Here is an 18,442-nt window from a genome sequence, read left to right as displayed (position 1 = left end):
GGGCAATACCAGGGGGCTTCTTCGCTCGCGCCACCCCCGCGCCTTCTTCTCCCGGCCGTTCAGTCGCGTGGGGCCGCACGTCCCCGGCGGGCCACCAGCGCGTAGAGCAGGGCCTCCTCCCGGGGCAGCAGCCTGATCCCGGTGGCCCGGCAGGCCTGCTCCAGCCGGTCCAGCACCGCCACGTCGGCGGTGCTCGCCGCCAGCCCGACCAGCGCCTCAACGAGCTCCCGCCGCTGCCCACCGACGGCACGATCGTCGGCCCCGGCCCGCTGTTTCCCGCCGGCGGCATGCTCGGCGGCCGTGGCTCGGTCCCGCTGTTCCCCGCCGGCGGCATGGTCGGCGGCTGCGGCGAACCATTCCGCCGCCAGCTCCCGGTCTCCCCGGTGCAGCGCGACATGGCCCTCGATCAACGCGCAGATCGCATCCTCCGGCGGGACGTCCCGGCGCTCCCGGCGCGGGTCCAGGCTCTCCACAACCGGCGGCCGGCGCTGTCCCGGCACCGGGTGCGGCGGCCGCAGCTCGGCCACCGCCTCCAGCGCCTCCTCCACCCGCCCGTCGAGGGCGAGCGCCAGCCCGACCGTGCCGATCACCTGGCGCCGCCGCCCCGGCTCGCCCAGCTCGGCCAGCGCGGCCGCCACCCGCCGGCCCTGCTCCACCGCGTCGGCGTAGCGTCCCTCCAGCCGGGCCACCTCGGCCAGGTCGGCCCGGGCCAGCAGGCGGAGGCGCTGCTCCCCGCACTGGGTGGCCAGCCGGTCGACCGTGGCCAGCCGGCGCCGCGCGGCGGCCAGGTCCACCACCCGTACGTCGTGCCAGGTGAGGTGCTGGTGGGCGACGGCCATCTCGCGTGCCCGACCGTGCCGGGTGGCCAGCTCCAGCGCCGCCTCGGCCTGCTCCCGGGCCTCGCCCGGAGCGCCGGCGGCGCGCAGCAGCACGCAGAGCACCGACCTGGAGGACAGCTCCCCGGTCACCTCCCCGGCCGCCTGAAAGAGGGCCAGCGCCTCCCGGGCGGCCGGCAGCTCCGCCCCGCCCGCGCCGTGCTCGGCGGCGAGCCGGGCCGCCCCGAGCAGCGCCCAGGCCCGCAGCACCGGCGGCGCGTCGGTGGTACGCGGGTCGGCCAGCAGCCGGCGCAGCCACCGACGCCCGGAGACATCCCGCCCGCGCAGCCGCCACCAGCGGGGCAGCGCCGCCGCCAGGAGCAGTGCGGTCACCGGATCGTCCTCGGCGGCGTGTGCCAGGGCGGCGGTGATGTCGCTGGTCACCTCGTCGAGCAGGTGCACGGCGGCGGGCAGTTCCGCGCCGATCAGGTTCGGGGCGGTACGCCGTACCAGGCCGGCGACGACCAGCGCGTGCCGGCGCCGGATCCCGGTCAGCTCCCCCTCGACGGCGGCCTGCTCGGCGGCGAAGTCGCGGACCGCGTCCAGCAGGCGGAACCGGAACGGGCCGGTGCCCCGGACGCTGAGCAGCCCGAGTTCCCGCAGCCGGTCCAGCAGTGGGACCGCGTCCCGCCGCTGGCCGCCGTCGGCGAGCAGGTCCTCGGCCAGCTCCACGGACCAGCGGTTGCGGAAGGCGGAGAGCCGGCGCAGCGCCGCCCGTTCGGCGGGCGCGAGCAGGTGGTAGCTGGTCGCCACCGCCTCGCGCAGGGTCACCGTGCCGGCGGCCGGGTCGGCGGGCTCCCAGCCGGGGCGTACGCCCGCCAGGTCGAGGACCCGGTCGCCGTAGCGGTCGAGCAGCTCGGTGACGTCGAGGATCCGGCCCCGCGCGGCCATCAGCTCGATGGCCAGGGGCAGCCCGCCGAGGAGGCGCACCAGCGCGGCGAGCGCCGGTAGTTCGGCCGGGCTGGGCGGCTCGCGGCGCGCCTGGGCGAGCCGGGTGGTGAACAGCGCCGCCGCCGGCCAGCGGGCCAGCTCCGCCGGATCGGCCGGCTCCTCGCCGACCGGCGGCACGTCGAGCGGTGCGACCGGCCGGACCAACTCGCCGGGAAGGCCGACCGGGCGGCGGCCGGTGACCAGCACCCGCAGCGCCGGCGCTGCCGCCACCAGGGCGCGCAACGCGTCGGCCACCGGCCCGGGCGCGCGTTCGACGGCGTCCACCAGCAGCAGCGCGGGCCGGCCGCCGAGCTGGCAGGGGAGGTCGGCCAGCCGGTTCACCCCGAGCACGGCGACCGCGGCGGCGAGGATGTCGGCGGTGTCCGAGCCCTCGCCGACCAGCACACCGGCCACGCCGGCCGGATGCTCGGCGGCCGCCGCGTGGGCGACGGTGAGGGCGAGCGCGGTCTTGCCGACGCCGGCCAGCCCGACCAGGCTCACCACCGGATGCGCGGAGAGCAGGGCGGCCACCTCCGCGACGTCCCGGTCCCGGCCGAGCAGCGGGACGGGCTGGGGCAGCGCGATCGGCGTACCCGAATCGGCGGCGTCGGAGCCGGTGACCGTGAGGTGCCCAGCGGCGGGGCCCGGTGCGGTGGCGGCATCAGGACCGCTGACCGGCAGGTGACGCGCGGCCGGGCCGGGCGCGACGGTCTGAGCGGCATCGGGGCCGCCGACGGGCAGGTAGCTCGCCGCTTGCCCGGGCACGGCGGTCTGCGCCGGGGTGGGCCGGGCGGCCGCGAGGAACGCCTGCCGGGCCGGACCGGTCAGGCCCAGGGCGTCGGCGAGCAGGTCGACGGTGGTGCGCTGGGGTCGGGTGGCGCGGCCCCGCTCCAGGTCGCGGACGGTCCGCACGCCGACACCGGCCCGGCCGGCCAGCTCGGCCTGGGTGAGGCCGGCCGCGAGCCGGTGCCCGCGCAACAGGTCGGGCAGCTGGGTACGACCACCCGGGCTCCGCGAACGATCATGATCGGGAGTCATGGGCACGAAGAGTACGGATCGGGTCGGACGCTCCACAGCCCATCGTCGGGCAGCCGACCGTCCACCGCCGATATCCGACAGACGGCTGACCCGCCCGGGCCCATCCGGCCCGGGCGGGCGTCGCTCACATGCCCAGGTCGCGGGCGATGACCATCCGCTGCACCTCGCTGGTGCCCTCGCCGATCTCCAGGATCTTGGAGTCGCGCCAGAACCGGGCCACCGGGTACTCGTTCATGAAGCCGTAGCCGCCGTGGATCTGGGTGGCCTCGCGGGCGTTGTCCACCGCGATGGTGCTGGCGTGCAGCTTGGCGATGGCCGCCTGCCGCTTGAACGGCTCGCCGGCGAGCATCCGGGCGGCCGCGTCGTAGTAGGCCAGCCGGGCGGTGTGCGCCTTCATTTCCATGTCGGCGATCTTGAACTGGATCGCCTGGTACGCGCCGATCGGCTGGCCGAATGCCTGGCGCTCCTTCGCATACTTGATCGACTCGTCGACGCAGCCCTGGGCGAGGCCGACCGCCAGGGCGGCGATGGCGATCCGCCCTTCGTCGAGGATGCGCAGGAACTGGGCGAAGCCCCGGCCGCGCTCGCCGAGCAGGTTCTCCGCCGGCACCCGGCAGTCGTCGAAGGTCAGCTCGTGGGTGTCCGAGGCGGTCCAGCCGACCTTGGAGTAGCCGGGCGCGACGGTGAAGCCCGGCGTGCCGGACGGGACGATGATGGTGGACAGCTCCTTCGAGCCGTCCGGCTTCGTGCCGGTGACCGCGGTGACCGTGACCAGCGTGGTGATGTCGGTGCCGGAGTTGGTGATGAACGCCTTCGAGCCGTTGATCACCCACTCGTTGGTCGACTCGTCCAGGACCGCCCTCGTCTGGGTGCCGCCCGCGTCCGAGCCGGTGCCCGGCTCGGTGAGCCCGAAGCCCGCCAGGGCCTCGCCGCTGAGCAGCTTCGGCAGCCACTGCGCCTTCTGCGCGTCGGTGCCGAACCGGTAGATCGGCATCGCGCCGAGGGAGATCGCCGCCTCGAGGGTGATGGCCACGCTGGAGTCGACCCGGGCCAGCTCCTCCAGGGCCAGGCAGAGGGCGAAGTAGTCGCCGCCCATGCCGCCGTGCTCCTCCGGGAAGGGGAGCCCGAACAGCCCCATCTTGCCCATCTGGCGGATGATCTCGTACGGGAAGGTGTGCTGCTCGTAGTGCTCGGCGATGGCCGGGGCGACCACCTCGCGGGCGAAGTCCCGCACGCTCTCCCGCAGCGCCTCTTGTTCCTCGCTGAGCCGGAAGTCCATCTGATCCTCCTGATGGGACGCCGTTGTGGACGGGCCGCCGGGCGCTCGTGACGCCGCGTCGGATGGTGCGGGTCGGGGCCGGTCAGACCGGGGTGACGCCGTGCCGGCGCCTTGCGAAGTGCCGCTCCTTGCCGCGAGCGGCGGCGAACCGGCGGACCAGGTCGGCGCGCAGTTCGTGCGGCTCGACGATGGCGTCCACCACCAGCTCACTGGCGAGCCGGACGATGTCGATGTCGCGCTCGTACTCCTCGCGCTTCGCGGCGACGAAGGCGGCCCGCTCGGCCTCGTCCTCGATCGCGGCGATCTTGTTGGCGTAGACGGCGTTGACCGCTGCCTCCGCGCCCATCACCGCGATCTTGGCGGTGGGCAGCGCGATGGTGGCGTCCGGCTCGAAGCCGGGGCCGGCCATCGCGTAGAGGCCGGCGCCGTACGCCTTGCGGACCACCACGCAGATCTTGGGTACGGTCGCCTCGGAGATCGCGGTGATCATCTTGGCGCCGTGCCGGATGATGCCCTGCTTCTCCACCACGCTGCCGACCATGAACCCGGGTACGTCGCTGAGGAACAGCAGCGGCACGTTGAACGCGTCGCAGAGCTGCACGAACCGGGTCGCCTTGTCGGCCGAGTCGACGAAGAGCACGCCGCCCTTGAACATCGAGTTGTTGCCGACCACGCCGACGACCTCGCCGTTCAGCCGGCCGAAGCCGATGGTCAGCTCCTTGGCCCAGAGCGCCTGGATCTCGAAGAAGCTGCCCTCGTCGAGCAGGCCCTTGACGTAGCGGCGCATGTCGAACGCCTGCCGCTCGCTGGCCGGGACCAGCGCGGCCAGGTCCGCCTTCTCCGGCGCCGGCGTCGCCTCGGCGGCCGGCGGGGCCTGGGTCCAGTTGGTCGGCAGGTAGGACAGGTAACGCTTGACCACGTCGAGCGCCTCGGCCTCGGTCTTGCAGAGGAAGTGCCCGACGCCGGACTCGACGCAGTGCACCTTGGCCCCGCCCATCGCCTCCAGCGTGGTCTTCTCGCCGGTGACCATCTCGACCATCCGGTCGGAGCCGAGGTACATGCTGGCGTTGCCCTCGACCATGGCGACCACGTCGCAGAACGCCGGGATGTAGGCGCCGCCCGCCGCGCTCGGGCCGAACAGGGCGCAGACCTGCGGGATCGAGCCCGAGGCGCGCACCTGGTTCCAGAAGATCTTGCCGGCGCCGCGCCGGCCGGGGAAGAGGTCGACCTGGTCGGTGATCCGGGCCCCGGCCGAGTCGACCAGGTAGACCATCGGCACGCTGGTCGAGTAGGCCCGCTCGATGATCCGGATGATCTTCTCGACGGTCCGCGCGCCCCAGCTGCCGGCCTTCACCGTGGAGTCGTTCGCCATCAGGCAGACCGGCCGGCCGTCGATGGTGGCGGTGCCGGTGACCACGCCGTCGGCGGGCAGCCCCTCGGCCATCGCGTTGGCGTAGAGCCCGTCCTCGACGAAGGAACCCTCGTCGACCAGGTACGCGACCCGCTCGCGGGCGAAGAGCTTGCCCTTGGCGGCGTTCGCCGCGTGGTACTTGTCCGCACCGCCGGCCTTGGCGCGCTTGCGCAGCTGCTCCAGAGCCTCACCGTCGAGCGTCACGCCGACTCCCGTTGCCACCGGCCACCCCACGGGCGCCCCAACCGACCTGAACGATCGTTAGGCTATCCCATCCCCACCCCCTCCGGCGACCCCACCGCCCCTGCCCACCCCTCCCGCCCGCGGCCGGCCTGGCCGGGGGGTGCCGGGTCAGGAGGGGATCGGGGTCAGGCGGGTGCGGGGGCCGGCGCGGAGGACGCCGGAGGGGAGCTTCTTGCCGACCAGTTGCTCGGCCAGCTCGGCGGCCTCGATCAGGGCGTCCAGGTCGATCCCGGTGTCGATGCCCATGTCGTGCAGCATGTGCACGGCCTCCTCGGTGGCCAGGTTGCCGCTGGCGCCCGGGGCGTACGGGCAGCCGCCGAGGCCGCCGACGCTGGCGTCGAACTCGGTAATGCCGAGCTCCATGGCGGTGAGCATGTTGGCCAGCGCGGTGCCCCGGGTGTTGTGGAAGTGCAGCAGCACCGGCACGTGGGCGTTGCGGTCGCGGACCGCGGTGACCAGCTCGCGGACCCGCCGGGGCGTACCCATGCCGGTAGTGTCGCCGAACGCCACCCGGTCGGCGCCGTCCCGCACCACCCGGTCGACGATGCCGGCCACCCGCTTCGGGTCGACGTCCCCCTCGTACGGGCAGCCGAAGCTGGTCGCCACGATCACCTCGGCGGTCGCGCCCGCGCTGTGCAGCAGGTCGATCAGCTCGGCGATGTCGTCGAGCGACTCCTCGGTGGAGCGGTTGACGTTGCGCCGGTTGTGCGTGTCGCTGGCCGACACCACCACCTCGATCTCGGTGAAGCCGGCCGCCATGGCGCGCTGGGCCCCCCGGCTGTTCGGCACCAGCGCCGAGTAGCGCACCCCGTCGGCCTTCACGGCCCGCTGCCACACCTCGTCGGCGTCGGCCATCTGCGGGATCGCCTTCGGGTGCACGAACGAGACGGCCTCGATCCGCCGCACACCCGTACGCGACAGCGCGTCGATCAGCCGCACCTTGGCGTCGGTCGGGATCGGCTCCTCGTTCTGGAGCCCGTCCCGCGGCCCGACCTCCCGGATGGAAACGACGTCCGGTAGTTCCGCCATAAGGGGTCACCTCACTGTGACGGTGTTACGTGATGGATGCCCCCAGCATCCCACCCCACCCCTTCCGCCCCCGCGATCATGAAGTTGGCGGCAGATTCTGCCCGTTCTGTCGCCGCCAACTTCATGATCAACCCCGGAAGGGGCGGGGTCAGCGCATGCGGGAGACGATGCCGGTGTCGTAGTCGCCCGACAGGAACTCGGGGTTCTCCAGCAGTTCGGCGAAGAAGGGGAGGTTGTTCTTGGGGCCGGCGATCTCGAACTGGGCCACCGCGGCCCGCGCCCGCTCGACCGCCTCGGTGCGGGTGGCGCCGCTGACGATCAGCTTGGCCATCAGGCTGTCGTAGAACGGGGTGACCGTGTTGCCGGCGACGTAGCCGGAGTCGACCCGTACGCCCTCGCCGGACGGCTCGTTCCAGGTGGTGATCGCGCCCGGGCCGGGCAGGAACCGCTTCGGGTCCTCGGCGTTGATCCGCAGCTCGATGGCGTGCCCGCGCGGCGCGAGCGCGTCCGGGTCGAAGGTCGGTGCCAGGCCGGCGGCCACCCGCAACTGCTCCTCGACCAGGTCGACGCCGTAGACGTACTCGGTCACCGGATGCTCGACCTGCAGCCGGGTGTTCATCTCCAGGAAGAAGAATTCTTCGGAGCCGGAGTTGTTCCCCTGGACGTCCCGCTGACGCGGGACCAACAGGCACTCGACGGTGCCCGCGTTGCGGTAACCCACCGCCTCGCCCGCGCGGACCGCCGCCGCCAGGAACCGCGCACGCAGCTCCGGGGAGACCGCCGGGGAGGGGGACTCCTCGACCAGCTTCTGGTTGCGGCGCTGCACCGAGCACTCGCGTTCGCCGAGGGCCACCACCCGCCCGTCCGCCAGGCCGAGGATCTGCACCTCGACGTGGCGTACCCGGGGGAAGTACCGCTCGATCAGCACCGAGCCGTCGCCGAACATCCGCTCGGCGAACGAGCGGACCTTGTCGTACTCGGTGCGCAGCGCGGCCTCGTCGGTGGCCACGCCCATGCCCATGCCGCCGCCACCGGCCGCGGCCTTGACCATCACCGGGTAGCCGATCTCCGCGGCGGCGGTGACCGCCGCGGCCAGGTCGGCGGCCGGGTCGGTGGTGCCGGGCGCGACCGGCACCCCGGCCGCCGCCATCAGGTTCCGGGCATTGATCTTGTCGCCCATCGCGGTGATCGCGTCCGCGCCGGGCCCGACCCAGATCAGGCCACTGGCCTCGACGGTACGGGCGAAGTCCGCGTTCTCGGACAGGAAGCCGTAGCCGGGGTGGATCGCCTGGGCGCCGGTGTCCTTCGCGGCGGCGAGGATCGCCTCGACGTTGCGGTAGCTGAGCGCGGGATTGGCCGGGCCGACGCAGACCGCCTGGTCGGCCTCGGTCACGAACGGCAGGCCGGCGTCGGCCTCCGAGTGCACCGCGATCGCACGGATCCCGAGCTTCTTCGCGGTACGGATGATCCGGCGCGCGATCTCGCCACGGTTGGCGATCAGCAGCGACTCGATCATGGTTTCCTCCAGCGTCCGGGGGTGGGGACGCTGTCAGGTAACCACGGCACACCGGTCGCCCACGAGCCGACCCGGGTTTCCCGGTGCGGTCAGGCGGGGTCGGTGGGGGCGAGCAGCGCGGCCAGCGTGGCACCCCGCAGCAGCTCGGCCCGGCGCCGGCGGTCCACCTCGCCGCCGAGGAACGGGGTGGAGTTCATCAGGCCGAACGCGGCGTGTGCGAGCACCCGCGCCTCGCCGTCTGGCAGCCCGGGGTGCAGCGCGGTCAGCACGGTCACCCACTCCTCGACGTACATCCGCTGGAGCCGGCGGATCCGGCGGCGCGGCTCGTCGGGGAGGCGGTCCAGCTCGTGCAGGTGCAGGGCGATCACCGCCGGGTTGGCCAGCGCGAAGTCGAGGTGGAAGTCGATCAGCGACTCCAGCGTGCCGCGCGGGTCGTCGGGGTGGTTGGTGGCGCGTTCCTTGCCGCCGGCAAGCAGCCCCTCGCTGACCGGGATCAGCGCGGCGGCCAGCATCGCCTCCTTGCCGGCGAAGTGGTGGTAGAGGGCCGGGCCGGTCACCCCGGCGGCGGCGCCGATGTCGTCCATCGACACGCCGTGGTAGCCGCGCGCCGCGAAGAGCCCGACCGCGATCTCCAGGATCTCGTCCCGGCGAGACCGGCGCCGGCCCGCACCCGTCGCACCGTTCGCCGCGCCCCGCGCCTGCTGTTCCACCGCCACCGGGCCAGCCTAGACCGCGTGCCCGGGCTGGTGGAGTCTCGGTTACCCGTCGGTCGCCTCACACTCCGCGCGGCTTGACCCTCGACCGGGTTCAGGCCGGAGGGTCCGTCGGCATGACCGCTTCCGCGCTCGGCCGCGACTACCGACTGCTCTGGTCCGCCGCCGTCTCGTCCCGGTTCGGCGACGCGCTGCGTACGCCGGCCCTGGCCCTGCTGGCCGCCACGCTCACCCGCGACCCCCGGGCGATCGCCGCGGTGACCGTGGCCGGGCAGCTCCCGCCGCTGCTGTTCGGGCTGCTCGGTGGCGCGTACGCCGACCGGTGGGACCGGCGCCGGACGATGGCGGCGGTGGACGGGGCGCGGGCCGCGGTGGTGGCCGCGCTGGCCGCGGTGGTGGCCACCGGCCGGGCCGGGGTCGCCGCGCTGGCCGCCGCCGCGTTCCTGCTCGCCACCCTGGGCACGCTCTTCGACGCGTCGGCCTTCGCGCTGCTGCCGTCGCTGGTGTCGCCGGCCGCGCTGCCCACCGCCAACGGCCGGCTCCAGGCCGGTACGGCCGTGGCCGGCGGCCTCCTCGGCACCCCGCTGGCCGGCCTGCTGTTCGCCCTGGCCGCGTCGCTCCCGTTCGCCGTGGACGCGCTCACCTTCGCCCTCGCGGCCCTCCTCGTCCTCGCCCTCCGTCCGCTCCCGTCGGTGCCGTCCCGGCCGGCGGGGCATGGGGTGTGGCGGGAGGCGTGGGCCGGGGTGCGGTGGGTGCGCCGGGACCGGGCGCTGTGGGGGGTCGCCCTCGCCTCGGCGGGGTCGAACCTGGCGATCAGCGGACTGATGGCGGTGCTGGTGCTCTACGCGCTCGGGGTGCTGCGGGTGCCCGCCTCGGCCTACGGGGTGTTCGCGGCGGGGGTGGTGATCGGCGGGCTGCTCGGGGCGCTGGTCGCCGGACGGGCGGCGGCCCGGTTCGGCACCCTGCCCGCGCTGCGCGCGGTGCTGCTCGGGCAGACCGTGGCGCTGGCCGGGTTCGCCCTGGCCCGCGGCCCGCTGACCGGGGGCCTGGCGCTGGCCGTGTTCGCCGCCGGCACGACCATCTGGAACAGCCTCTGGTCGGCGTACGGGCAACGGCACGTGCCGGCGGAACTGCTCGGGCGGGTCGGCGCGGCGCAGCGGGTGGTCGGCCTGGCCGCCGCTCCGCTCGGGGCGGCGCTGGCCGGGTTCGCGGGCGAGGCGTACGGGGTGGGTCCGGTGGTGGCCGCGGCGGCAGGCGTGTTCACCCTGGTCACCGTCGGCGCGTGGGGAACGCTGCGCGGGGCGCCTGATCGGGGCGGGGCCGATCCGGGGCGGGTCACCGGCCGGTGGGTTCGAAGCCGGCGAGCCGCACGGCGAGCCGCCGCCGGACCGGGGGCAGCCCCGACGCGGCCCGGAGCAGCAGGTCGCGAAGCGGACGGGCAGCCGGCGGGACGGCGGTGAGCCGGGTGAGCCCGGCGGAGAAGCTGAGCACCTCCTCGGCGAGCGGGCGGCGAGCGGCGGCGTACTCGTCGAGGAGCGTGTCGGAGCGCCCGGCGAGCACCGCGGCGAGGGTGTCGCCGAGGGCGACCGCGTCGCGGAGGCCGAGGTTCATCCCCTGCCCGCCCGCCGGGCTGTGCACGTGCGCCGCGTCCCCGGCGAGCAGCACCGGGCCCGACCGGTAGCTGCCGGCGATGCGGTGGTGGATCCGGAACCGGGAACTCCAGCGGATCTCGGTGACCCGGTCCGGCCGCCGGGCCGGCCCCCGCTCGTCCAGCAGCGCCTGGAAGTGCTGCGCCCGCGGTTCGCTCGGCGCGTCGGGCACCGAGGCGACCAGCCGGACGGTGCCGTCGGGGAGCGGCGCCCAGACCAGCGGCCCCTGCCGGGCCAGGAACAGGTTGACCTGGTCGCGGGGCAGCGCGCTGTCCACCCGGACGTCCGCGAGCAGGAACGACTCGCCGGGGTCGGCCGGCCCGCCGAACTCGATGCCGGCCAGCTCACGGACCGGGCTGCGCATGCCGTCGGCGCCGACCACCCAGCGGGCCCGGATCGTCTCCCCGCCGGCGAACTTCGCGGTGGCGCCGGCGGCGTCGAGGTCGAGGCCGCTCAGCTCGTACGGCCGGAGCACCCGCCCGCCGAGCGCGGTGAGCCGGTCGGCGAGCACCGCCTCGGTCTCCGCCTGGGAGACCAGCAGCGCGTACGGGTAGCGGGACGGCAACCCGTCGAAGGGGACGGTGAGCAGCACCCGGTCCCGGTCGCGGACGGTGAACCGGGTCGACGGCAGCCCGCGGGCGGCCAGCGGCGCGGCGACGCCGATCCGGTCCAGCACCTCCAGGGTGCCGGCGTGCACCACGGCCGCCCGCGAGGTGACCGGCGGGGTGGCCAGCCGGTCCACGACGGTCGCGGTCACCCCGTGCCCGGCGAGGGTCGCCGCCACGGCCAGGCCGGTCGGCCCGGCCCCCACCACGAGGACGTCGGTGCGCTCGGGAAGCATGGCCCCACCTCCAGGGTTGTCAACAACTGTTTGCCAACACTTGTTGACAACGGTAGGCGCGCCCCGACTTCTATGTCAACGCCTGTTGGCCTACAGTTGTGGGCATGACCGACACGGCACCCCGCGCCCGCCGCTCGGACGCCACCCGGGCGGCCATCCTGCGCGCCGCCCGGGAGCGCTTCGCCGCCGACGGCTACGAGCGGGCCACCATCCGGGCCATCGCCGCCGACGCCCGGATCGACCCGTCGATGGTGATGCGCTACTACGGCAGCAAGGAGGGGCTCTTCGCCGCGGCCGCCGAGTTCGACCTGCGCCTGCCCGACCTGAGCACCGTGCCACCGGACCGGCTCGGCGAGACGCTGGTGCGCCACTTCCTCGGCCGCTGGGAGGGCGACGAGACCCTCGCGGCCCTGCTCCGGGCCGCCAGCACCAACCCGGGAGCGGCCGAGCGGATGCGCCGCCTCTTCGCCGACCAGCTCGCCGCGGCGGTGGCCGGCTTCGGCACCGACCCGGCGACCACCGCCCGCCGGGCCGGCCTGGTCGCCAGCCAGACCCTCGGACTGGCCTTCACCCGGTACATCGTCCGGCTGCCGCCGGTGGTGGAGATGGCGCCGGAGGACCTGGTCGCCTGGGTCGCCCCGACGCTCCAGCGCTACCTGACCGGCCGGCCCGGAAGCTGACCCGCCCTGTTCCACCGCCCCCGGAACCGAAAGGTCCCCGCGGGCGGCACGCCACGCGGGGACCGGTCGGCCGGGTCAGCCGGCGAAGCTGCCCGGCTCCTCGCCCCGCACGACGGGAGCCCGGACCAGGTTGCCCCACTCGGTCCACGAGCCGTCGTAGTTGCGCACCCGCGGGAAGCCGAGCAGGTAGTGCAGCACGAACCAGGTGTGGCTGGACCGCTCGCCGATCCGGCAGTACGCCACCACGTCGTCGGACGGGCTCAGCCCGAGCTGGTCGACGTAGATGCCGCGCAGCTCGTCCACCGACTTGAAGGTGCCGTCGTCGTTCGCGGCGGCCTTCCACGGCTTGCTCACCGCACCCGGGATGTGCCCGCCGCGCAGCGCGCCCTCCTGCGGGTACGCCGCCATGTGCAGCATCTCGCCGGTGTACTCGCCCGGCGACCGCACGTCGACCAGCGGCCGGCCGGCGGTCACGTGCGCCATCACCTCGTCGCGGAACGCCCGGATCGGCGCGTCGTTCCGGTCCGGCACCGGGTAGTCGGCGCGCGGCCGGTTCACCGGGTCCTTGGACATCTCCCGTCCCTCGGCGGCCCACTTCATCCGGCCACCGTCGAGCAGCCGGACGTCGGCGTGGCCGAAGAGCTCGAACACCCAGAGGGCGTACGCGGCCCACCAGTTGAAGTTGTCGCCGTAGAAGACCACCGTGTCGCCACGGCCGATGCCCTTGGCGGCGCACAGCTCGGCGAAGCTCTTGGCGTCCAGGTAGTCCCGGGTCACCTGGTCGTTCAGCTCGGTGTGCCAGTCGACCTTCACGGCCCCGGGGATGTGGCCGGTGTCGTAGAGGAGGACGTCCTCGTCGGACTCGACCACCACGAGGCCCTCGTCGCCCAGGTGCTCGGCCAGCCACTCCGTGGTGACCAGGCGCTGCGGTTCGGCGTACGACTGGAGGTGGGGATTCGGATCACTCGGCACAGGCATGAGCCCCAAGGTACGCCGGATCGCCGGGTCGCGACCGGCGATCCCGATTCCGGTGCGGCACCCCACATTGGACCGGAGCCACCGACCGGACGTGGACCTGGATCTCCTGACCGGCGCCGGGCCGCCGGTCAGGCGCGGCGGTGCACCAGCCGCCCCGCCACCACCGTGGCCAGGCAGGAGCCGTCGGCGGCGAACACGGCCAGGTCGGCCCGGCCACCGACCACCAGCCCCGGTGGCCGGGCGGCGGCCAGCACCGCCACCTCGTTGCGCGCCGCAGCGGCCCGCAGGCCCGGGTCGGTGACGTGGTCGGCGAGCACCGCGGCGGCCCCGAGCCGGAACAGGGCGTGCACCCGCTCGCGCGGGGTCGGCGCGGGCGGCAGCGGCCCGTCGTGCACCAGCGCCGGCCCCAGGGTGCCGGCCCACCGCCGCACCCGCACCCCCGGGTACGCCCCGATCAGCTCGTCCAGCGGCGCGACGGCCTCGACCCGGTCGGCGGTCACCAGGACGGCGAGACCCGGCCGGGGCTCGTCGTCGAGGGTCAGCCGCACCAGGGACGCGGCGTGCAGGGTCCGCACGCGGTCAGTCGAAGGTGATCGGCCCGAGCACCGGCCGCTTGGCGGTGACGAAGTCACCGGAGGAGCGGCCGGTCAGCCGCCGCTTGACCCACGGGGCCAGGTGCTGGCCGGCCCAGCGCAGGTCGGCGGCCCGGGCGGCCAGCCACGGGGTGGGGGCCGGGTGCGGTGGCACCATCAGCCAGTCCTCGTCGCAGCCCACGCCGAGCGCGGTGAGCACCTGCCCGGCCACCCGCCGGTGCCCGGCCGCCGACAGGTGCAGCCGATCGGTGCTCCAGAGCATCGGGTTGAGGTAGGTGGGGTCGGCGTACAGGTCGACCAGGATGGCGCCGTGCCGCTCGGCGACCTCGCCGACCACCCGATTGAGCAGAGCCACCCGGGGGGCCACCAGCCGCTGCCCGGGCAGCCGGGCCATCACGTCGGCGAACCGGAACAGCACCACGTCGGCGCCGCCTGCGCGTAGCCGGCCGATCACCGCGTCGAAGCGCGGCACGAAGGCGTCCGGGTCGAAGGTGCGGCGCAGCACGTCGTTGCCGCCGGCCGCGAAGCTGATCAGGTCGGGCTTCATGGCCAGGGCGGCCGGCACCTGCTCGGCGACGATGTTGGGGAACAGCCGCCCCCGGATGGCCAGGTTGGCGTAGCCGAAGTCGGGGCCGGCCTCGGCGGCGAGCCGGGTGGCGACCAGGTCGGCCCAGCCCCGGTAACTGCCGTCCGGATACGCGTCGTCCATGCCCTCGGTGAAGCTGTCGCCCACCGCCACGAAGCTGCGCCAGCGCACTGCGCCTCCCTCTGACTGACCCGGCAGAGCTGCGTCGGCCAGTCTCGCACCGACCGGGCTGCGGCCGCCGACCCCCCGCGCGGGACGTGGCGGAGGTCATCGACGGTCGACCGTGAGCAGAGTCATCGGGACAAATGTCCCGCTTGATGGATCCGGGGCAGAATCCGTCCACCGGATTATGGATGATGATGCCCGTCATCCGGTCCGGGGGCGGGAGGCGCCCGCCACTGCGGCTGGTCACCTCCGCGCTGACGAGGAACGCATGACCCAGGGACACCCGGCCGCCTTCCCGGCCGACGGTCAGCCGCGCCCGCCGGGCCAGGCGTACCCGGGCCCGCCGCCGGGCTTTCCCGCCGCACCCGGCTACGGCCCGCCGGGGGCGTACCCGGGCGGACCGGGGCAGCCGGCCTTCGGGCCCTACCCGCCGGCCCCGCCGCCGCGACCGAAGTCCCGGCGCGGCCTCTGGATCGGGCTCGGCGCCGGGGTGCTGGTGCTGACCCTCTGCGCCGGCACGGCGATCGGCGTGGGTGTCGGGCTGAGCAACCGCGGCGGGGACGCGGCCCCGAAGGCCGCCGCCGCCGCGGCAAACGGGGTGACCGTCACCCAGCAGGAGCTGGACGACCTGCTGGCCCGGCACAGCAGGGCGCTGGCCGACAAGGACCTGAAGGGCTACCTGGCCCCCTTCGACCCGGCCCGCAAGGACCTGGTCGCCGGCCAGACCCGGCTCTTCAGCAACCTGGGCAAGCTGCCGCTGGCGGTCGGCCGGTACCGGACCGTCGCACAGCAGGGGCGGACCAGCGACAGCTTCGGTCGCGGCGTCACCTTCCAGCTCGACGTCTCCTTCGTGCACCAGTTCGAGGGCTACGACCTCGCCCCGGTCGCCGAGTGGTACCGCTGGACGGTCGTCCGGGAGAGCCAGGGCGCGCCGCTCAAGGTCACCGCCGTCACCGGGGCACCCGCCGCGCTCGGTAACTCGAAGACCGTCTACTACCCCGGCCCCTGGGACAAGTGGCGCGACATCCACGTCGAGCGCACCGCCCACACCCTGGTCATCACCGACGCCGCGCTGGCCGCCGAGGCGAAGCGGTACGCGCCGGTGGCCGAGGCGGCGGCGGCCGACGACTTCGCCGCCTGGCAGGCCGGCGGGGTCACCGCGAACGTCCCGAAGGGCTTCGTCATCAGCCTGGTCAAGGGCAAGCCGGACCTCGGCTCGCTCTACCGGATCAACAAGGAGAAGACCACCGAGGCCGGCGTCTCGATCGGCATGGTCTCAGCCGACCGGCAGGAGGGCGTCGACATCGGCGGCACCCGGATCGTGGTCGACGTGGCCGACCGGTCGTTCTTCGCCCCCGGCGACCGGCGGGGTCCGCAGGAGGTCTTCCGGCACGAGGTTGGTCACTCGCTGGTCGCGAGCCTGGAGGACGCCGACAAGCAGGACTTCTTCGACGGCATCGAGAACTGGATCGTGGAGGGCTTCGCGGAATACCTGGCCCACCGGGGCGAGCCGCTGCGGTCCAGCGACCGCACCCCGCAGGCCCGGTCGCTCGTCCGCTCCGGCGACTGGGACGGCACGCTGCCGAGCAACGTCGACTGGGACTCCCCGGGGCGGATCAGCTTCCACTACTGGCTCGGGCACGCGGCGATGACGCACCTGGCGGAGAAGTACGGCGAGCAGAAGCTGTTCCAGTTCGTCACCGCCCGCTACCAGGGCGCCACCGCCGACCAGGCCAGCCGGCAGGTGCTCGGCGGCGTTCCGCTGGCCGAGTTCCAGACGGGCTGGGCGGCGTACGTGCGGGCGCAGGCGCGTTGAGCGGGAACCCGAGGAGCGAACGATGACGAACCCGCAGTCCCCCTGGCAGCCGCAGCCCGGAGTGCCGGGCGGCTGGCCGGGCGGTCAGCCGGCCTCCCCGGTGGCCGTTCCGCCCGCGCATCCGCTGCCGGGGCAGCCGGCGTACCCGGGGCAGCCCGCGTATTCAGGGCAGACGGCGTATCCCGGGCAGCAGACGGCGTACCCGCCGCCGGGCTGGCCGGGCGTGGCCCCGACCCCGCCGGCGGCGCCCAGGCAGCGCGGGCGCCTGGCGCTGCTGCTCGCCGGCGGTCTGGTGGCCGTGCTGGCCGTCGGCGCCGGCACCGCCTGGGGTGTCTCCCGGCTGGTCGGCGGCGGCTCGGGCGGGGACGGTGAGCTGAAGACCGCCTGGGTGCTGGACTTTCCCGAGCGGCAGGACACCGGCCTGACCACCTACGACCAGCAGGACATGTTCGGCGCCTGGCTGGCCGCTGACACGGTGGTCCGCGCGCAGGGGGACGGGCTGCTCGCCTACCGGCTCTCCGACGGCGGGCAGGCGTGGGGCGCACCGGCGCCGAACGGCACCTCGCTCTGCGTCGCCGCGCAGGCGGTGACCGAGGGCCGGGGCGCGGTGGCGGTCGGCTCCGACCAGTCCTGCAACACGGTCGCCGGCTTCGACCTGACCAGCGGCAAGCTGACCTGGCAGGCCAAGTTCCCGGCGCCGGTCCGGGAGGACCGGGACGCGCTGGCCGCGCCGGACCTCTCGGTCGCCGGCCAGCAGGTGATCGTCCGCTCCGACGACACCATGATCGGGTTCTCCCTCGCCGACGGGAAGCAGTTGTGGCGCACCACCGGGGAGAAGTTGCTGCCCGGCCGGGACTGCGGCTTCAAGGACATGCGGGCCGCCGACGAACTCGTCGTGGTGACCTACGGCTGCTCCATCGGTGGTGAGGTGGACGCCCTCGACCCGGCCACCGGCAAGGTGCGCTGGCGGCAGCGGCTGCCGGAGGAGAAGGTCACCGACGGCGTGCTGAGCGTGCAGCCGCTGATCAGCCAGCCCGGGCTGGGGCACGAGCGCTACACGGTGCGGGACCCGAAGACCGGCCGGGAGATTGGATCGTTCACCGACCCGGTCGACGGCACCGAACTGTGGGACGTGCCGCCCAACCGGTCCAACGCGATCGACGGTCCGGCCGTCTACCAGTTCCTCGCCGACGACGACACGCTCTACCACCCGACGTTCCCGAAGAACGTCCCGGACTCGGGTCGGTCGGCCAACCAGGTCATCGCCATCGACCTGGCCACCGGGAAGCGGCGCTGGATTTCGTCCGGGCACAGCGCCAGCAAGGTCGAGCTGATCCGCCGCGACGAGCAGGGGTTGCTGGCCTGGGAGACCGGCGACCGGCGGAAACTGCCACCGCGGCTCGTCCGCATCGATCCGGCCACCGGCAAGGTCACCCCGGTGGCGGAGGGGCCGCTCTCGGCCGGCTTCGAGGGCGAGGAGGCCAAGATCATGGAGCGGGACGGAATGGTGGTGATCGTGCCCTGGAAGCACGTCGTGGCGGACCGGGCGATCACCGTGCTGCGCTGACCGAGCACGCGCCGCGAAGAGGGGCGGGCCACCGGTGGGTGGGCCGCCCCTTCCGCGTACGACGTGGTTGCCGGCCCGGATCACTGATCCTCGACGATCCCCCTCCGGTACGGCCCCCAGGCCACGAACCGGTCGAACAGCTCACGCGGCGTCGGGCCGTCGTGCGGGTTCAACCGGAACAGGTCGTGGGTCGCCTCGTGGTACAGCCCGGACAGGTAGACGGCCAGGTCGACGGGATGGTCGTCGTACTCGGCCTTGAGCAGCAGGCGCGCCTGGGCGCACGGCCACGGCAACCCGCAGGCCCGGCACACCCAGAGCGGCCGGATCGGCAGGTGCGCCGGCCGGTCCGGCGGATACGGGCGCGGCCGATCGGGGTACGGCCCGAGGCGCGGAACGGGGAGGCTAATGGCGAATTCCTTCTCCGGTACGAGGGTGGGGGCCGGCCCCGGCGATCGGGGGATTCGGGGACGGCCCCCGCAGCGGGCCGGACGGGAGACGGCTCGCTTCGTGACAGTCTGCTGAGGACACCACTA

14 protein-coding genes and 1 pseudogene are annotated in these 18,442 nt (G+C 74.4%); 4 read left to right on the top strand and 11 right to left on the bottom strand.

Annotation, left to right across the window (positions count from 1 at the left end; genetic code table 11):
* Positions 1-59: 59 nt before the first annotated feature.
* The 6 genes from AB0F68_RS01350 to AB0F68_RS01325 form a co-directional block, all read right to left on the bottom strand.
* Positions 60-2,843, bottom strand: a complete 2,784-nt coding sequence (locus AB0F68_RS01350) for a helix-turn-helix domain-containing protein (RefSeq protein ID WP_357331952.1) — start codon at positions 2,841-2,843, stop codon at positions 60-62.
* 124 nt (positions 2,844-2,967) lie between these two features.
* Positions 2,968-4,122, bottom strand: coding sequence for an acyl-CoA dehydrogenase family protein (locus AB0F68_RS01345; protein WP_357331949.1), 1,155 nt, complete (start codon positions 4,120-4,122; stop codon positions 2,968-2,970).
* A gap of 82 nt (positions 4,123-4,204) precedes the next feature.
* Complete coding sequence (locus AB0F68_RS01340; RefSeq protein ID WP_357331947.1) at positions 4,205-5,737, bottom strand: acyl-CoA carboxylase subunit beta; 1,533 nt, start codon at positions 5,735-5,737, stop codon at positions 4,205-4,207.
* A gap of 147 nt (positions 5,738-5,884) precedes the next feature.
* A complete protein-coding gene (locus AB0F68_RS01335; RefSeq protein ID WP_357331945.1) occupies positions 5,885-6,805 on the bottom strand; it encodes a hydroxymethylglutaryl-CoA lyase in 921 nt (306 codons plus the stop codon).
* A gap of 148 nt (positions 6,806-6,953) precedes the next feature.
* Positions 6,954-8,321: a biotin carboxylase N-terminal domain-containing protein gene (locus AB0F68_RS01330; protein ID WP_357331943.1), complete on the bottom strand. Its 1,368-nt coding sequence runs from the start codon at positions 8,319-8,321 to the stop codon at positions 6,954-6,956.
* An 89-nt stretch (positions 8,322-8,410) separates the two neighbouring features.
* The gene (locus AB0F68_RS01325; RefSeq protein ID WP_357331940.1) at positions 8,411-9,037 is read right to left on the bottom strand and encodes a helix-turn-helix domain-containing protein; all 627 of its coding nucleotides are present in this window, start codon (positions 9,035-9,037) and stop codon (positions 8,411-8,413) included.
* 113 nt (positions 9,038-9,150) lie between these two features.
* On the opposite strand from AB0F68_RS01325, the pseudogene AB0F68_RS01320 reads away from it, so the two are divergent.
* A pseudogene (locus AB0F68_RS01320) lies at positions 9,151-10,287 on the top strand (MFS transporter); the annotation flags it as partial.
* Positions 10,288-10,369: 82 nt separating this feature from the next.
* Here AB0F68_RS01320 and AB0F68_RS01315 read toward each other — a convergent pair.
* Positions 10,370-11,524: an FAD-dependent monooxygenase gene (locus AB0F68_RS01315; RefSeq protein ID WP_357331938.1), complete on the bottom strand. Its 1,155-nt coding sequence runs from the start codon at positions 11,522-11,524 to the stop codon at positions 10,370-10,372.
* Between the two features lie 104 nt (positions 11,525-11,628).
* Between AB0F68_RS01315 and AB0F68_RS01310 the strand changes: the two genes are divergently transcribed.
* Positions 11,629-12,204: a TetR family transcriptional regulator gene (locus AB0F68_RS01310; RefSeq protein WP_357331936.1), complete on the top strand. Its 576-nt coding sequence runs from the start codon at positions 11,629-11,631 to the stop codon at positions 12,202-12,204.
* Positions 12,205-12,279: 75 nt separating this feature from the next.
* On the opposite strand, the gene AB0F68_RS01305 is transcribed toward AB0F68_RS01310, so the two are convergent.
* The 3 genes from AB0F68_RS01305 to AB0F68_RS01295 form a co-directional block, all read right to left on the bottom strand.
* Positions 12,280-13,182: a sulfurtransferase gene (locus AB0F68_RS01305; protein WP_357331934.1), complete on the bottom strand. Its 903-nt coding sequence runs from the start codon at positions 13,180-13,182 to the stop codon at positions 12,280-12,282.
* Positions 13,183-13,310: 128 nt separating this feature from the next.
* Entirely contained in the window at positions 13,311-13,757 is a 447-nt protein-coding gene (locus tag AB0F68_RS01300) for a hypothetical protein (RefSeq protein WP_357331932.1), read from the bottom strand.
* 4 nt (positions 13,758-13,761) lie between these two features.
* On the bottom strand, positions 13,762-14,532 hold the full coding sequence (locus AB0F68_RS01295) for an SGNH/GDSL hydrolase family protein (RefSeq protein ID WP_357331930.1): 771 nt from the start codon (positions 14,530-14,532) through the stop codon (positions 13,762-13,764).
* A gap of 262 nt (positions 14,533-14,794) precedes the next feature.
* On the opposite strand from AB0F68_RS01295, the gene AB0F68_RS01290 reads away from it, so the two are divergent.
* Complete coding sequence (locus AB0F68_RS01290; protein WP_357331928.1) at positions 14,795-16,342, top strand: hypothetical protein; 1,548 nt, start codon at positions 14,795-14,797, stop codon at positions 16,340-16,342.
* Positions 16,343-16,364: 22 nt separating this feature from the next.
* A complete protein-coding gene (locus tag AB0F68_RS01285; RefSeq protein ID WP_357331926.1) occupies positions 16,365-17,909 on the top strand; it encodes a PQQ-binding-like beta-propeller repeat protein in 1,545 nt (514 codons plus the stop codon).
* An 80-nt stretch (positions 17,910-17,989) separates the two neighbouring features.
* Here the strand turns inward: AB0F68_RS01285 and AB0F68_RS01280 are convergent, their stop codons facing one another.
* Positions 17,990-18,316: a hypothetical protein gene (locus tag AB0F68_RS01280; RefSeq protein ID WP_357332860.1), complete on the bottom strand. Its 327-nt coding sequence runs from the start codon at positions 18,314-18,316 to the stop codon at positions 17,990-17,992.
* Positions 18,317-18,442: the final 126 nt, after the last annotated feature.

The sequence above is a fragment of the Micromonospora sp. NPDC023966 genome, from assembly GCF_040639095.1.
GTDB lineage: Bacteria > Actinomycetota > Actinomycetes > Mycobacteriales > Micromonosporaceae > Micromonospora.
Note: the sequence above shows the minus strand (reverse complement) of the source record. Positions and strands in the feature narration are given on the sequence as shown.

Bases quoted from the DNA above. Each gene is read 5' to 3' on its own strand.
- AB0F68_RS01350 (WP_357331952.1), bottom strand. From the start codon at position 2,843: ATGACTCCCGATCATGATCGTTCGCGGAGCCCGGGTGGTCGTACCCAG.
- AB0F68_RS01345 (WP_357331949.1), bottom strand. From the start codon at position 4,122: ATGGACTTCCGGCTCAGCGAGGAACAAGAGGCGCTGCGGGAGAGCGTG.
- AB0F68_RS01335 (WP_357331945.1), bottom strand. From the start codon at position 6,805: ATGGCGGAACTACCGGACGTCGTTTCCATCCGGGAGGTCGGGCCGCGG.
- AB0F68_RS01330 (WP_357331943.1), bottom strand. From the start codon at position 8,321: ATGATCGAGTCGCTGCTGATCGCCAACCGTGGCGAGATCGCGCGCCGG.
- AB0F68_RS01315 (WP_357331938.1), bottom strand. From the start codon at position 11,524: ATGCTTCCCGAGCGCACCGACGTCCTCGTGGTGGGGGCCGGGCCGACC.
- AB0F68_RS01310 (WP_357331936.1), top strand. From the start codon at position 11,629: ATGACCGACACGGCACCCCGCGCCCGCCGCTCGGACGCCACCCGGGCG.
- AB0F68_RS01305 (WP_357331934.1), bottom strand. From the start codon at position 13,182: ATGCCTGTGCCGAGTGATCCGAATCCCCACCTCCAGTCGTACGCCGAA.
- AB0F68_RS01290 (WP_357331928.1), top strand. From the start codon at position 14,795: ATGACCCAGGGACACCCGGCCGCCTTCCCGGCCGACGGTCAGCCGCGC.
- AB0F68_RS01285 (WP_357331926.1), top strand. From the start codon at position 16,365: ATGACGAACCCGCAGTCCCCCTGGCAGCCGCAGCCCGGAGTGCCGGGC.